This window comes from Vreelandella olivaria (assembly GCF_023507745.1).
GTDB classification, from domain to species: Bacteria; Pseudomonadota; Gammaproteobacteria; order Pseudomonadales; family Halomonadaceae; genus Vreelandella; species Vreelandella olivaria_A.
This window is the reverse complement of record NZ_JALPZO010000112.1, coordinates 77,008-90,762: the sequence shown is the minus strand read 5'-3', so window position 1 is coordinate 90,762 and position 13,755 is coordinate 77,008. Positions and strand designations below refer to the sequence as shown.

Below are 13,755 nucleotides of genomic sequence, written 5' to 3'. Positions count from 1 at the left end.
CATCGGTACCATACTGATACCTTTAGCGTGTTGGCTCCTCGAGCAGGACTCGAACCTGCGACCCAATGATTAACAGTCATTTGCTCTACCAACTGAGCTATCGAGGAACTGCTCAAACACGGTGCGTAGTATACTGATAGAAACGTTCGGGTCAAGTCTCGATTCTTGGTGAATGCTGGCCCCTGATTTCTTGTGTCCGTATAATAGCTCCATTCACTGGTCGCTTAATTGATAGGCCACCAAACCGACACTTCATTCATCCCTCGTCCCCCGACGACCCATAGATGACAGGTACCGATGGCGAAGAAGCTCTTCATCAAAACGCACGGCTGCCAAATGAACGAGTACGACTCCTCCCGCATGGCGGATCTGCTCGGCGAATCTCACCAGCTGGAATTGACCGATAACGAGAAAGAAGCCGACGTTATCCTGCTGAACACCTGCTCAATTCGTGAAAAGGCGCAGGATAAGGTCTACCATCAGCTGGGACGCTGGAAAAAGCTAAAAGATGCCAACCCAGATCTGGTAATTGGCGTAGGCGGTTGCGTGGCTAGCCAGGAAGGTGAGGCGTTACGCAAGCGCGCGCCCTTCGTGGATATGATTTTTGGTCCGCAAACCCTGCACCGTGTTCCCAAGATGCTCGACGCCCGCAACAACAACCAGATTGCGGCCGTGGATGTCACTTTCCCGGAAATCGAGAAGTTCGATCACCTGCCGCAGCCAAAATCTGACGGTGCGACGGCGTTTGTGTCGATCATGGAAGGCTGCTCAAAGTACTGCACCTTCTGCGTGGTGCCTTACACCCGTGGTGAAGAGGTCTCCCGCCCCTTTGAAGCAGTCATGGATGAAGTGATCCACCTTGCCGACCAGGGCGTGCGGGAAATTAATCTGCTGGGGCAAAACGTCAATGCCTACCGGGGTGAAAACGACGATGGCGATGAGATTGACCTCGCCGAGCTGATTGCCTGCGTGGCTGCCGTAGAGGGTATCGACCGTATCCGCTTTACCACCTCCCACCCGGTGGAGTTCACTGACAGCCTGATAGACGCCTTTGCCGATATTCCCGAGTTGGTCAGCCACCTGCATTTACCTGTCCAGTCCGGGTCAGACCGTATCCTTAGCGCCATGAAGCGCGGCCATACCGCTGAGGAGTACATTGCCAAGATGGAGCGTATTCGTGCCAACCGGCCGGATATCAGCTTCTCTTCTGACTTTATTATCGGCTTCCCTGGTGAAACCGCAGAAGATTTTGAAGCAACCATGGAGCTGATCCACCGTATCGGCTTTGATCACTCTTTCAGCTTTGTTTACTCAGCACGCCCTGGTACACCGGCCTCGGGACTCGCGGATGACACGCCGGAAAGCGTCAAAAAACAGCGTCTGGCAATTTTGCAGGAGCGTATTCTTCAGCAAGCGGCACACATCAGCCGTCGCATGGTGGGGACTACCCAGCGCATTCTCGTCACAGGCTTTTCACCCAAAGACCCTGGCCAGCTCTCCGGGCGCACTGAAAACAACCGGGTGGTTAACTTCCGCGCCGCCAATCCCACCGAGCTGATCGGCTATTTTGTCGATGTGGAAATCACCGAAGCACTCCCCAATTCCCTGCGTGGTGATCTAGCTTCCCCAGAGCGTTATTAGTGATTCACTTATCCTGAGTAATTGCCCCGGCCCCGCCGGGGCAGTAAGCTGAGACTCACACACACCAACGAAAGGGTTTCCTACTCTTGAGCCAGCCATCACCTCAGGCCAATCGCATTATTACCCTAAGCCTTGAACCCAATGATCCGCAGCGGCTTGCCAGCTTGTGCGGCCAGCAGGACGAGCACCTAAAGCTGATTGAGAGCCGCCTGGACGTGACGTTACGCAACCGGGGCAATATATTTCAGTTGGCCGGTGCCGCTAACCGCATTAAAGCGGCCGCTAACGTACTGGAACACCTCTACCGTGAAACCGCAGCGGATGAGCTAACCGCCGATACCGTTCACCTGTTTTTGCAGGAGTCTGGTCTGGAAGCGCTAGAGGAAGAAGAGGATGGTGAAGGCAGCAGCGATGAAGTGATCATGCGCACACCGCGTACCATGATCAAACCCCGCGGCCTGAATCAGCAGCGTTATGTACAAAGCATCCGCGAGCACGATATCAATTTTGGTATTGGGCCTGCCGGTACCGGTAAAACGTATCTGGCTGTCGCCGCAGCCGTCGAAGCGCTGAACCAACAGGAGGTGCGCCGCATTCTGCTGGTGCGCCCAGCCGTAGAGGCGGGTGAGAAGCTCGGTTTCCTACCAGGGGACCTCGCTCAGAAAATCGACCCCTACCTGCGCCCACTGTATGACGCTCTATACGAAATGATCGGTTTCGAGCAGGTGGCAAAGCTGATTGAGCGCCAGGTGATCGAGATCGCCCCGCTGGCCTATATGCGCGGCCGTACACTCAACAACTCGTACATCATTCTGGATGAAAGCCAAAATACCACCCCGGAGCAGATGAAGATGTTCCTGACCCGGATTGGCTTTGGCTCTACTGCCGTGATTACCGGCGATATTACCCAGGTGGATCTGCCCCGCGGCCAACGCTCTGGTCTCTCGCAAGTACTGGATGTACTAAAAGATACGCAGGGCATAGGGGTAACCCATTTTGCCGCCAAAGATGTGGTTCGCCACCCGTTGGTACAGCGCATTATCGAAGCATATGACATGTTCGAATCCCAGCAGGAAGTGGAAGAGCGCGCCCGTCGCGAGGCCCGCCAGCAGGAGCGTGAAGCGCGCCTGCAATTCCGTGATCAGGATCGTGCAGGCGATTACTCTTCCGAACGCCGGGGAGAAACATCACGATGAACAGTATCGTGATTGATCGCCAGGCTGCGATCAACGAACCACAGCTGCCCTCGATGGAACAGCTCACCCAATGGGTGAGCTGTGTGTTTTCTTATCATCCCGACGATGAACGCCAGGAGCTGACTATCCGTTTTGTGGATGAAACCGAAAGTAAAGCGCTAAACCGCGACTACCGTGGAAAGGACAAGCCCACCAATGTGCTCTCCTTCCCATTCGAGAATCCGCCTGGCATTACCCTGCCGCTGTTAGGGGATCTGGTTATTTGCCATGCCGTTGTGGCGCAAGAGGCCAGTGAGCAGCACAAACCGCTGAGCCACCATTACGCCCATATGGTGATTCACGGTATTCTGCATTTAATGGGCTACGACCATATTGAAGAGCAGCAAGCAGAAGAGATGGAGCAGCTTGAACGAGAGCTGTTAGCCACGCTGAATATTCCTGACCCTTATCACGTATAAGCACAGATAACCACTATTGGGGGTGGTGTGTTCCCCCCCGTCAGTGATAAAACGACAAACTGTCTGCCTGTAACCAAGAGATTTGACGCAATGAGCGAAGACCGATCGAGCAACCCCAATCAAAAATCCTGGCTCGAGAAAATCTTTGGCGCCCTTTCCGGAGACAATGACGAACCCAGCTCCCGGGATGAGCTGATGACGTTTTTACGCCACACCGCAGGGAAACTGAAGCTTGACCAGGACGCCATCATGATTATTGAAGGCGCACTGGAGATCAGCGATCAGCAGGTGCGTGAAATCTTAATTCCACGCTCTCAGGTGTCGGCGATCACCCTTGATCAGACCAGCGGCGACTATCTGCCATTGATTCAGGAAACAGGCCACTCGCGTTATCCGGTCATCGGTGAAAACCTGGATGATGTCAAAGGCATTCTGCTGGTTAAAGACTTACTGCCGCTACTCTCCCAATCCCAGGAGAGCCGCGATGCGTTTAAGCTTGAAGATGTGCTTCGCCCGGCGATGTTCATCCCTGAGTCCAAACGCTTGAACAGTCTGTTAAAAGAGTTTCGCGATACCCATAACCACATGGCCATTGTGGTCGATGAGTACGGCGGAACCGCAGGCATCATTACCATTGAGGATATTCTGGAACAGATTGTCGGTGATATTGAAGACGAGCACGACACCGATGAAGAGGAGGATATCCGCCCGCTGGAAAACGGCCACTTTGCCATTCGTGCCCTGACTCCCATTGAAGACTTCAACGAGCGCTTTGGCACTGAATTCTCTGATGATGAGTTCGACACCGTTGGCGGCCTGGTTATGCAGCAATTTGGTCATCTGCCCGGTCGCAGCGAGCACACCAGCTTGGGAGGCTGGCGTTTTGTGGTACTCAACGCAGACAATCGCCGAATTCGTTTACTTGAAGCTTACCGGGATGATAGCTCAGGCACGGATAGCGCTGCCGACGAGTAACCAATTGTTCACATCACCTTTTGATAGGATATCACCATGGGGTTGATGCCCACTTTTACGCTACAGCTACTGGCCGCACTGGTAGCCGGTGGCTTTACAACGCTAACCGCCTCTCCCTTTGAATTATGGTGGTTAGGCCCAGTGTCCATTGGCCTTATGTACGTAGGTTTGCACACCTTGAGCCCGCCCCAGGCGGCATTAAAAGGCTGGCTGTATGGTGTCGCGCTGTTTGCCAGCGGGACCTCCTGGGTGTACGTCTCTATTCATGATTATGGCTATACTGGCATGCCGCTGGCGGTGTTTCTTACTGCGCTCTTTGTGGCGGTATTAGCGCTCTTCTATGCAGGAACCTTGTGGCTTTACCGGCGCTTTTTTGGCCCTCGCTGGGCACTACTTACGTTTTCGGGTGCCTGGGTACTGGGTGAGGTTTTGCGCACTTACCTGTTTACCGGGTTTCCATGGTTACTGGTCGGTTCCAGCTATGTCGACTCCCCCCTCGCCAGTTGGGCGCCAGTGGGTGGCGTTTACCTGCTTTCGCTATTAGTGGTGCTGACCGGCACTTTGGGAGCTGAGCTACTGCGCCGTCGCTGGTGGGCCGTCATACCACTCATGGTCATCTGGCTGACCCCTTTTGCCCTCCCAAGCCAATGGACCACACCAGTTAGCGAACCCACCCGCGTTGCGCTGCTCCAGGGCAACCTGCCACAGCTATTGAAATGGACGCCTGAGGGCCAACGAATAGCGGCCAATACCTACAGCGACTTAACCCGGACCGTGGCCGATGATGTCGATCTTGTTTTATGGCCCGAAACCGCTCTGCCCATGACCGAATATCAGGCGCGCCCGGTACTGGAAAGGATCCAATCCGCTATTCCACCTGAAGTTGCGTTAATGACCGGTATTGTTCAACTCGACGAGCAAAACCGCTACTTCAACAGTGTTATTGGTGTTGGCAATGTGGCCGGCAGTTACCAGAAAGAGCACCTGGTGCCGTTTGGAGAATACCTGCCACTGGAAAGTATTCTGCGGGGTGCCATCGACTTTTTTGATTTACCTATGTCGAGCTTTTCCAAAGGGGCTTCCAAGCAAGCGCCCATGCAGGCTGCGGGGATCAATATTGGCAACGCTATTTGCTATGAGATCATTTACCCGGAGTTAGTGGCGCGTCGTGCCGCGGATAGCGGTGTCATTGTGACGGTATCTAACGACACCTGGTTTGGCGCCTCCATTGGCCCGCACCAGCATCTGCAAATGGCCCGGCTTCGGGCACTGGAGAATGGGCGCTATGTGGTTCGCGCTACCAGTAATGGCATTACAGCAATTATTAATCCAAGAGGGGAAGTGGTTGATCGCGCACCACAATTTGAAACAACCTCACTGACCGGCGAATTTTACGCCATGGAAGGGCTCACCCCCTTCACCCGCACCGGCAGTTGGCCTGCCTGGCTACTTGCTGGACTGTTGCTGCTACCAGGGTTAGCGCGCCGCCGTTAATCCATTACGGTTAACAGCCTGTTCTATTCAAAAATAGCCCCCGCGACCTAACAGGAAGCGGGGCTTGTTGATGCGAAGCGCACATCAAAGGTTATTTTGCGTTGATATTCAGCGAAGGAATTTCACCCAGCACCTCTGGAATGGTCGTTTTCACATAGCGCCCTGGCGCATCCTCAATCACCGTGAGACCACCCTCTCCAGGCTGACGTGCTGCCACCATTTTCTTTGGCTCCGGATTGGCATAGCCATTTTCGGTTACCCATGCCTGCCAGTGAGGCCACCAGGAGCCTTCCTGAAAGGTTGCCCCTTCCAGCCATGCATCATGGCTATCGGGCAACTCCGTATTGCTCCAGTAGCCGTACTTGTTTTTCTGCGGTGGATTGACAATACCGGCAATATGGCCAGAACCGCCCAACACGAAGGTAGCCGGTCCTTTGGGCAGCAGCGCACCATAATAGGTGCTGTTCCATTTCGCGATATGATCCTCTTTAGTCGATACAAAGTAGCTGGGAGCGGAAATTTTACGCAGGTCTATTTTGACGCCGTCAAGCTCAATGCCACCAGGCTCCACCAGACGGTTTTCCAGATACATATGCCGCAGGTACCAAGCATGGGTTGCTGCGGTCAGGTTGGTGCCATCGGTATTCCAATACAGCAGGTCAAAGGCTGCGGGAACTTCACCTTTAAGGTAATTATTGATATAGAACGACCAGAAAAGGTCATTCTCACGTAACAGATTAAAGGTATAAGCCATTGAACGGCCATCCAGATAGCCCTTTATCTGCATGGTCTGCTCGATCCCTTCAACCACCCGTTCGTTAAGGAAAACACCAATATCCCCTGGGTCGCGAAAATCCTGAAGTGTCGCCATATAGGTAACGGACTTCACTTTACGTCCGCGTCGTGTGCTGGTGAGGTAAGCCACGGTAGACGCTGTTAAGGTTCCCCCCACACAGTAGCTCAGAAAATTCACCGACTTCTCACCGCAAGCCTGCTCAATCGCTTCCATGGCGCTGATCGGGCCCATCTGCATGTAATCCGCCCAGGTAATATCCCGCTGTTCGGGGCCGGGGTTACGCCAGGAGATAAGAAATACCGTGTGCCCTTGGCCCACCAGCCATTTGACCAGGGAGTTATCCTCTCTCAGGTCAAGAATGTAATACTTATTAATCCACGGCGGCACGATTAATAACGGCGTTTTAAAGGTTTTTTCTGTGGTCGGCGTATATTGAATAAGCTGTATCAGCTCATTTTCATATACCACTGCACCTGGGGTAACGGCAATATTCTCCCCTACACCAAAGGCGCTGCTATCCGTCATGCGGACATTAATGCCTTCTGCAGAATTGGCCAGATCCTCTCGCAAGCGCATTAAACCGTCTACCAGATTTTGTCCGCGGGTTTCCAGCGTGCGCCGCATCACCTCAGGGTTAGTTGCAACAAAATTGGTAGGCGACATGGCGTTGACCAATTGACGCGCATAAAACGCCAGATTGCGTTTATGGGTGGGGTCCAGTCCATCCAGACTGTCAATTAGCTCCTCCACCATCTGCGAAAACAGCAGGTACTGCTGCATAATCGCCATGTAATACGGGTCTTGCGTCCAGGCCTCGTCCTTAAAGCGGCGATCATTTTTGTCAGGAGTAATCAGCGGTGTCACCTGCTCTCCCGCTATCGCACGAACACCCTGCTGCCACAGTAGCCACTGGTCCTGCATCAAGCGCGACTGGGTTTGCCACAGTAGGCAGGGGTTACTCATTAACGACTGCGCAGCGGCTTCAAAGCTTTCGCGCATATCACTATAGACGGAGTTGGCAGCTTCGCTGGGTGCCATCCGCGACAGTAGATCCTCCAGCAGGCCTTTATACTGTTCACCGATGTCATCAAGCTGCGTCTTCCATGCTTCCATATCTTCCTGGGACATGCACTGAGACGGCATTTTCCACCCTGGCTGCATATGTACTCCCCCCTCACTACCGGGCATTATTCGCCCAGGCAACTCATCCAAAAGAACGCGGCGCCTCAAAGGCGCCGCGAACACTACCAACCGCTAGCTTTTACGAGATGATTGGCTGGAAGCTTTAGCGGGCCGCTCACCTTTAGCGGCGGAGGTCGCTTGCTCGCTCATCTTTTGCCCTGCTTCGCTGAAGAGCTTTTCCATTTCGGATTTAAACTGCAGGCTCATCTCCCCCATTACCCGGGCATCTTCCTGCATTTGCTGGGACAGCTCATTCATCATTTCCGCTTGCTTGGTGCCAAAATCACGCAGGCTTTCTGCGTCTTTGATTTCGGTAGCACTGCGGATACGCTCGGTTCCCATTTGGCTATAGCGTTTCATCGCTTCCAACTGGTACTGGGTCAGCTTTTCCATGTTGTTGAGCATCAGCGAATTCATTTTACGCATTGGCTCAAACATCTGACGGGTTTGGGCGTTGAAGGCATCCATTATTTTATCTTGCATGCTGTTTGCTCCTGTCTCGTGATCCTTTTGAGCCTGGAGTGGCTCATCACACCGCAAATTGCTGCACTGCAAAAAGAGTAATCGCTGGCGTTGGGCTTTGCAACACCCTTAAGGATAGCGCCTTTACCAGCTACCCTTTTGCCCGGGAGCGCGAGGAAGCGGTGGCTTTTGCCTTGGCACTCCTCTCACTCGCCGCGCTTTTCGTGCTACTACTGTTTGCTTTGCTGCTTTCAGTACTCCCGCTGGCGCTGCCTGCCTGGCGCAACATATCCAGCATCATTTGCTGATAGGTGCCAAAGTTGGCAAGCCCCTGTGACAGCCCCTGCTGCATCATCGGTTGCTGCAAAAAGGGGCGCATTAAACTCATAGGGTCATAGCCGTCTACGCCAGACTCCATTTGGCGCTGAATGTTTTCCAGCAGACTTTGCTGAAACGCCTCAACATCGGGCAGCCCCAGCGATTGCCGAAACTCATCCGGCGTCAGGTCAAACTCAATGTTAATTTTCATAGACGGCTCCTTAACCAGCTTCCTTGAGTGTAGCAGCCTTACGTCAACCTCACCGCGACGTTATCGCTGAACCAAACGTGGTGTATCAACGCTGACATCGCCATTTTGTCCACGGTGACGCAGCCAGTGATCCAGTAGTGTGATTGCCATCATGGCTTCTGCTATTGGTGTAGCGCGGATGCCTACACAGGGGTCGTGACGCCCTTTGGTAATGACCTCAACCGGTTGGCCGTGTACATCAATCGAGCGCCCCGGAGTGGTGATGCTGGATGTTGGCTTCAGCGCCAGCCGGGCCACTATCGGCTGACCGCTGGAGATACCACCCAGCACGCCACCCGCATGATTGGAAAGAAAGCCTTCCGGCGTCATCTCATCGCGGTGTTCGCTGCCACGCTGTGCAATACAGCCAAACCCTGCACCAATCTCAATACCTTTTACTGCATTGATACTCATTAGTCCGTGCGCCAGATCAGCATCCAAACGATCGAATACCGGCTCTCCCAACCCTACCGGCACACCGTCTGCAATCACGGTAACTTCCGCGCCTACCGAGTCCTGATCCCTGCGCAATTGATCCATATAGCTTTCCAGCTCGGCAACTTTAGCCGGGTCGGGGCAGAAAAAGGCGTTTTGTTCTACCGACTCCCAGCTTTTGAAATCGATTTTGATTGGGCCAAGCTGACTCATGTAACCACGAATTCGTATCCCCTGAGTGGCGAGCACTTTTTTGGCGATAGCCCCGGCCGCCACACGCACTGCCGTTTCACGGGCACTGGAGCGACCGCCCCCACGATAATCGCGATGACCATATTTATGATGGTAGGTGTAGTCAGCGTGAGCGGGCCGGAACTGGTCTTTGATTTTTGAGTAATCCTTGGAGCGCTGGTCCGTATTCTCAATTAACAGGCCAATGGAGGTACCCGTGGTCTTACCTTCAAACACTCCCGATAAAATCCTTACCTGGTCGGGCTCTTTGCGCTGAGTGGTGTGGCGTGAGCTGCCGGGGCGACGGCGATCCAGATCGCCTTGCAGGTCGTCTTCACTCAGCGGAATACCCGGCGGGCAGCCATCCACAATGGCACCTAAAGCAGGGCCATGGCTCTCTCCGAAGGTGGTGACAGTGAATAGTTTGCCAAACGTATTGCCAGACATGGGCGTTAATTCCTTACGCAAAAGACGCCGCATGGGCGTCGAGTTCAGCGGCGCTCAAGGCAAAAACACCCTGGCCGCCACGCTCGAATTCAAGCCATATAAAAGGCACTTCAGGGAAAGCAGCCTCTACATGGCGGTCAGAGTTACCGACTTCAACAATCAGCCAGCCCTCATCAGTTAAATGCTGCCGCGCCTCGCGCAGAATACGCCGGACAATATCCAGGCCATCGCTACCTGCACCTAATGCAAGCGCAGGTTCGTGGCGAAACTCTACGGGCATGGTGGCCAGATCACGGGCATCCACATAGGGTGGATTGGAAACGATCAGATCAAAGCGTTGACCTGGCAGGCCGTCGAATACATCGGACTCCAGCGCACGCACACGATCACCTACATCGTGGCGGGTGATATTTTGCCGTGCGACGGCCAAGGCATCCTGACTTATGTCTGCCAGCGTGACTTCGCAGGTGGGCAGAATCAGTGCGGTGGCAATGCCGATACAACCAGAGCCGGTACACAAATCCAATACGCTGGCAGGTGGCTCTTCCGGGAACCAGGCGGCAAAGCCATTTTCAATCAGCTCGCCAATCGGTGAGCGTGGAATCAATACCCGTTCATCGACGCTAAAGGGATAGCCGGCAAAAAACGCCTCGCCCAGCAGATAAGGTAGTGGACGACGGGTGGTAATACGCTCCCGTGCAAAACCAATAATACGCTGACGCTCGATAGGCAGCAGCCTTGCATCCAGTACACCTGGATCAATATTCCAGGGTAAATGCAGTGCTCCTAAACAGAGCGCCACTGCTTCATCCCACGGCGATTCAGTACCATGGCCGAAGTGCAGCCCCGCCAGATAGAACTCGCTGGACACCCAACGCAGGTAGTCACGCAGCGTCAAAAGATCGCTCACCAGCACCGTATCTGGCAGGGAAAGCGTTGAGTGAGAGGTTTCAGCATTTAGGTGCGTGGTCACAGCGACTCCTGGCTAAACAATAGTGGTATGGCCGACTTTACGGCTACACTTATCTGATAACGAGCAATGATTATATGTAATGATTGTACCTTTGACGCTGCCCGGTTCACAGCAACGCTCAGCTCGCTATACTGTGCGCTTTTCATCATGTTAACTGTGACCCTTTATTTTGCCATTTGAGCCTACCATGACGCGACGCCGCCACCTGCCCGATGACGACGATATCAGTGCCTTTCGCCAAGCACTGCAAGCGGCGGGTGTGCGCCGCATTGCTACCAACCAGGCAGACCCCGGCAAGCCAAAGCGCCATCCCCATCACGATGCCCAGCAAGCGCGACGACAGGCGGCGGTGGAAAGTAGTGCGCTACAGACCAGTGGCCGCACCTCTGATGGGCGCGTGGAGGCCGTACGGCCCTCTGAATATCTGGAATTCAGTGTTCCCGATCTGCCATGGCGCACCTTCAGCCAATTAAAGCGCGGCCAGACAGCATGGCAGGCAGGTTTGGATCTGCATGGTTATACCCTGGAAGAAGCTCGCTCAGAGCTTGAGAGCTTCCTGCGTGATGCCGCCGCTCAGGGGTTGCGCTGCGTTCTGGTGGTGCATGGCAAGGCATGGGGCACCACCTCGGATTTCCCCGTCTTAAAAAGCCACACGAATGCGTGGTTAAGAGAGTGGCCGGGGGTGCTGGCCTTTTGTTCTGCCACCGATATCGATGGCGGCACCGGGGCGGTTTATATTCTGCTGCGTAAACGAGGGCAGTAACCAGGTTACTCGGCAGCATCCGAGGCAATGCTGGGCATCCTGCGCTCCAGCGCCTCGTCAGCCAGGTGCCTACCCAGGCCAATAAGATCCTTGGCGCGGTGAAACTCATAGGTACTGCATACGGTTTTGGGAATTTCGATCAACACATCAGGCGGGTAGCCAGCGATTTTATACTTGGCCAGCGCCGCCTGGGTAATATCAAATGATTCCAGAATGATGTCCAGTTTGCCCCACTCGCGCTTACCACGCGCGTCTGGGGTTTCCTCCTCCTCGCTGCCTTCATCGCTATTGCCACCTAACCCATCCCAAAGCCGTTTGGTTGCCTCGCGAACGTCGTTCATCCAGCCGCCGATGTTGGCATCGCGCTCACGCTCCTGATCCGTGCGATTGTCGCAGGTATTCTCCCGGGGCAGTAACTCTTCCAGTGTCACTGGATGGGGGCTGTGGGCCGTTACGTTCACAGCCACCACGAAGTCAGCTTCATGGGCAGCGAGAATAGGCATCATGGGTAACGGATTAAGCAGCCCACCATCCACCAACACCTGCTCACCAATATGCACTGGCGTAATGACACCGGGCACCGCAATGGAAGCACGAATAGCTCTTAAGAGGGGGCCGTTTTGAAACCATACTTCACGCTGACGCACCAAATCGGTGGCAACGGTGGTCACGGGAATAGGCAGGTCTTCAATCAGCCTATCGCCCACCAGCGCTTCCAGCTTGCTCATCACTTTATTCGCCCGCATGGCGCCCATGGGGCTCCAGGTCACATCCACCAGTTTCAGCACGTCCAGGTAATCCAGATTACACACCCAGTCGCGATACTCTGGCAGCTTTCCCGATGCATAAATACCAGCAATCAACGCTCCCATGGAGCATCCGGCGATAGAGATAATTTCAAAGCCACGCGCTTCCAGCGCTTCAATCACGCCAATATGGGCATAGCCCCTGGCTCCTCCACTGCCCAGAACCAGCGCCACCTTATTACCATCGCACGGGCTAATACCACTCACATGGCTTCCCTCTACGCGAGTTAGTTTCTGCATATTTATCTTCCTGCTTACGGTCCAGCGGGCACTTGGTGCCAATGCTCAACAATCACATCGGTTACGCGCTCAACAGCCTGTGGCTCCAGGTGCAAATGGTGCCCACCCTCCAGTACATGGCGTTGTAGGTGAGGCACGGCTTGACGTGCTCTGGACGCCCAATCCCTTTCTCCAAGAATACCTCGCTCTCCTTCTATCAATAGCACCGGTGCCTTAACCTCTGCCAGTAACGCCAATACCTGTTGGGGTGTAAAGCGTACCAGCGAAGGTTTTAGCAGGCGGCTGTCAGTACGCATTTGTACACGCCCATCGGCAGTGGCTTGGGTATTACGCTCCACCAGCGGTGTTGCCGTCATACTGTCCAGTGGTGTTACTCCCCCTGCCACCCGGGCGGCCACCGCACTTTCCATATCAGGATAACGGGGCGGGCTGGAAAGTGGGCGCCGGTAGGCGATCAAGCCTTTACGCAGTTGGCTGGCGGACTCGTCTGCCGGGGTGTTCAGCGCGCCCAGTCCGTCCAGCAGAAGTAATTGAATGACTCGCTCTGGTAAGGCTGCCGCGATCAGGCAAGCCACCGCCGCACCCATGGAATGGGCGAGTAAAACAGCCTGATCAATGCCCAGAGCCTCCATCGCATCCAGCACATCGTGACCATAATCCCATAGCGCGTAGTCACTACCTGCGGGAATATGAGCGGAGTGCCCGTGGCCACGAAAGTCGAGGGCTACAATGCGGATATCCAGCGCCGTTGCCAGGCGCGGAGCAAGGCGTGTAAAGCTCGCCGCGTTATCCAGCCAGCCATGTAGCGCAAGCCAGGTAGGCGCATTCGCACGCCCCCAGCTCAGCGCCGCCAAACGCCCCTGGGCAAGAGAAAGCGGCTGTGCGGCGATGCCAATTGCCTTCACATTAGTAGGTTCGTTCATAAACAGTTGCTCTGTCGTCCTGGGTACTCGTTGTGAATAAGCAAGCTATAGGATGACGCTATACGGCGTAAACGTTACCATGCCCAGCGCAAGGCTTCCGCCGCTTTTACTGCCACATTGACGATTGGTGCTCTAATGAAACCACGCCGTGATACCCGTGCCCGC

The 13,755-nt window shown here is 54.5% G+C and carries 13 protein-coding genes and 1 tRNA gene; 6 read left to right on the top strand and 8 right to left on the bottom strand.

Annotated features, from left to right (window positions below; genetic code table 11):
* Window positions 1-31: 31 nt before the first annotated feature.
* Window positions 32-107: transfer RNA gene (locus HP566_RS10025), tRNA-Asn, on the bottom strand.
* Between the two features lie 190 nt (window positions 108-297).
* Here HP566_RS10025 and miaB point away from each other — a divergent pair.
* From miaB to lnt, 5 genes are all read left to right on the top strand, one after another.
* Window positions 298-1,641 (top strand): tRNA (N6-isopentenyl adenosine(37)-C2)-methylthiotransferase MiaB, encoded by a 1,344-nt coding sequence (miaB, locus tag HP566_RS10020; RefSeq protein ID WP_249977118.1) that lies wholly within the window; start codon window positions 298-300, stop codon window positions 1,639-1,641.
* Window positions 1,642-1,727: 86 nt separating this feature from the next.
* Window positions 1,728-2,837: a PhoH family protein gene (locus HP566_RS10015; protein ID WP_249977117.1), complete on the top strand. Its 1,110-nt coding sequence runs from the start codon at window positions 1,728-1,730 to the stop codon at window positions 2,835-2,837.
* Complete coding sequence (gene ybeY, locus HP566_RS10010; protein ID WP_249977116.1) at window positions 2,834-3,295, top strand: rRNA maturation RNase YbeY; 462 nt, start codon at window positions 2,834-2,836, stop codon at window positions 3,293-3,295. Before HP566_RS10015 ends, ybeY begins: the two co-directional genes overlap by 4 nt.
* A gap of 90 nt (window positions 3,296-3,385) precedes the next feature.
* Window positions 3,386-4,270, top strand: a complete 885-nt coding sequence (locus tag HP566_RS10005; RefSeq protein WP_249977115.1) for an HlyC/CorC family transporter — start codon at window positions 3,386-3,388, stop codon at window positions 4,268-4,270.
* Window positions 4,271-4,306: 36 nt separating this feature from the next.
* Window positions 4,307-5,764 (top strand): apolipoprotein N-acyltransferase, encoded by a 1,458-nt coding sequence (gene lnt / locus HP566_RS10000; protein ID WP_249977114.1) that lies wholly within the window; start codon window positions 4,307-4,309, stop codon window positions 5,762-5,764.
* A 91-nt stretch (window positions 5,765-5,855) separates the two neighbouring features.
* Here lnt and phaC read toward each other — a convergent pair whose 3' ends face one another.
* From phaC to prmB, 5 genes are all read right to left on the bottom strand, one after another.
* Window positions 5,856-7,721, bottom strand: a complete 1,866-nt coding sequence (phaC, locus tag HP566_RS09995) for a class I poly(R)-hydroxyalkanoic acid synthase (protein WP_249977113.1) — start codon at window positions 7,719-7,721, stop codon at window positions 5,856-5,858.
* A gap of 93 nt (window positions 7,722-7,814) precedes the next feature.
* Entirely contained in the window at window positions 7,815-8,225 is a 411-nt protein-coding gene (locus tag HP566_RS09990) for a phasin family protein (protein WP_249977112.1), read from the bottom strand.
* A 130-nt stretch (window positions 8,226-8,355) separates the two neighbouring features.
* Window positions 8,356-8,733: a hypothetical protein gene (locus HP566_RS09985; RefSeq protein ID WP_249977111.1), complete on the bottom strand. Its 378-nt coding sequence runs from the start codon at window positions 8,731-8,733 to the stop codon at window positions 8,356-8,358.
* Between the two features lie 60 nt (window positions 8,734-8,793).
* Complete coding sequence (gene aroC, locus HP566_RS09980; RefSeq protein WP_249977110.1) at window positions 8,794-9,885, bottom strand: chorismate synthase; 1,092 nt, start codon at window positions 9,883-9,885, stop codon at window positions 8,794-8,796.
* Between the two features lie 13 nt (window positions 9,886-9,898).
* The gene (prmB, locus tag HP566_RS09975) at window positions 9,899-10,858 is read right to left on the bottom strand and encodes a 50S ribosomal protein L3 N(5)-glutamine methyltransferase (RefSeq protein ID WP_249977109.1); all 960 of its coding nucleotides are present in this window, start codon (window positions 10,856-10,858) and stop codon (window positions 9,899-9,901) included.
* 187 nt (window positions 10,859-11,045) lie between these two features.
* Here prmB and HP566_RS09970 point away from each other — a divergent pair, with 187 nt between their 5' ends.
* On the top strand, window positions 11,046-11,621 hold the full coding sequence (locus HP566_RS09970) for a Smr/MutS family protein (protein WP_249977107.1): 576 nt from the start codon (window positions 11,046-11,048) through the stop codon (window positions 11,619-11,621).
* A 5-nt stretch (window positions 11,622-11,626) separates the two neighbouring features.
* Here HP566_RS09970 and HP566_RS09965 read toward each other — a convergent pair whose 3' ends face one another.
* Together HP566_RS09965 and HP566_RS09960 are read right to left on the bottom strand one after the other, a co-directional pair.
* Entirely contained in the window at window positions 11,627-12,667 is a 1,041-nt protein-coding gene (locus HP566_RS09965) for a patatin-like phospholipase family protein (RefSeq protein WP_249977106.1), read from the bottom strand.
* 14 nt (window positions 12,668-12,681) lie between these two features.
* Window positions 12,682-13,590, bottom strand: a complete 909-nt coding sequence (locus tag HP566_RS09960; protein WP_249977105.1) for an alpha/beta fold hydrolase — start codon at window positions 13,588-13,590, stop codon at window positions 12,682-12,684.
* Between the last annotated feature and the right edge of the window lie 165 nt (window positions 13,591-13,755).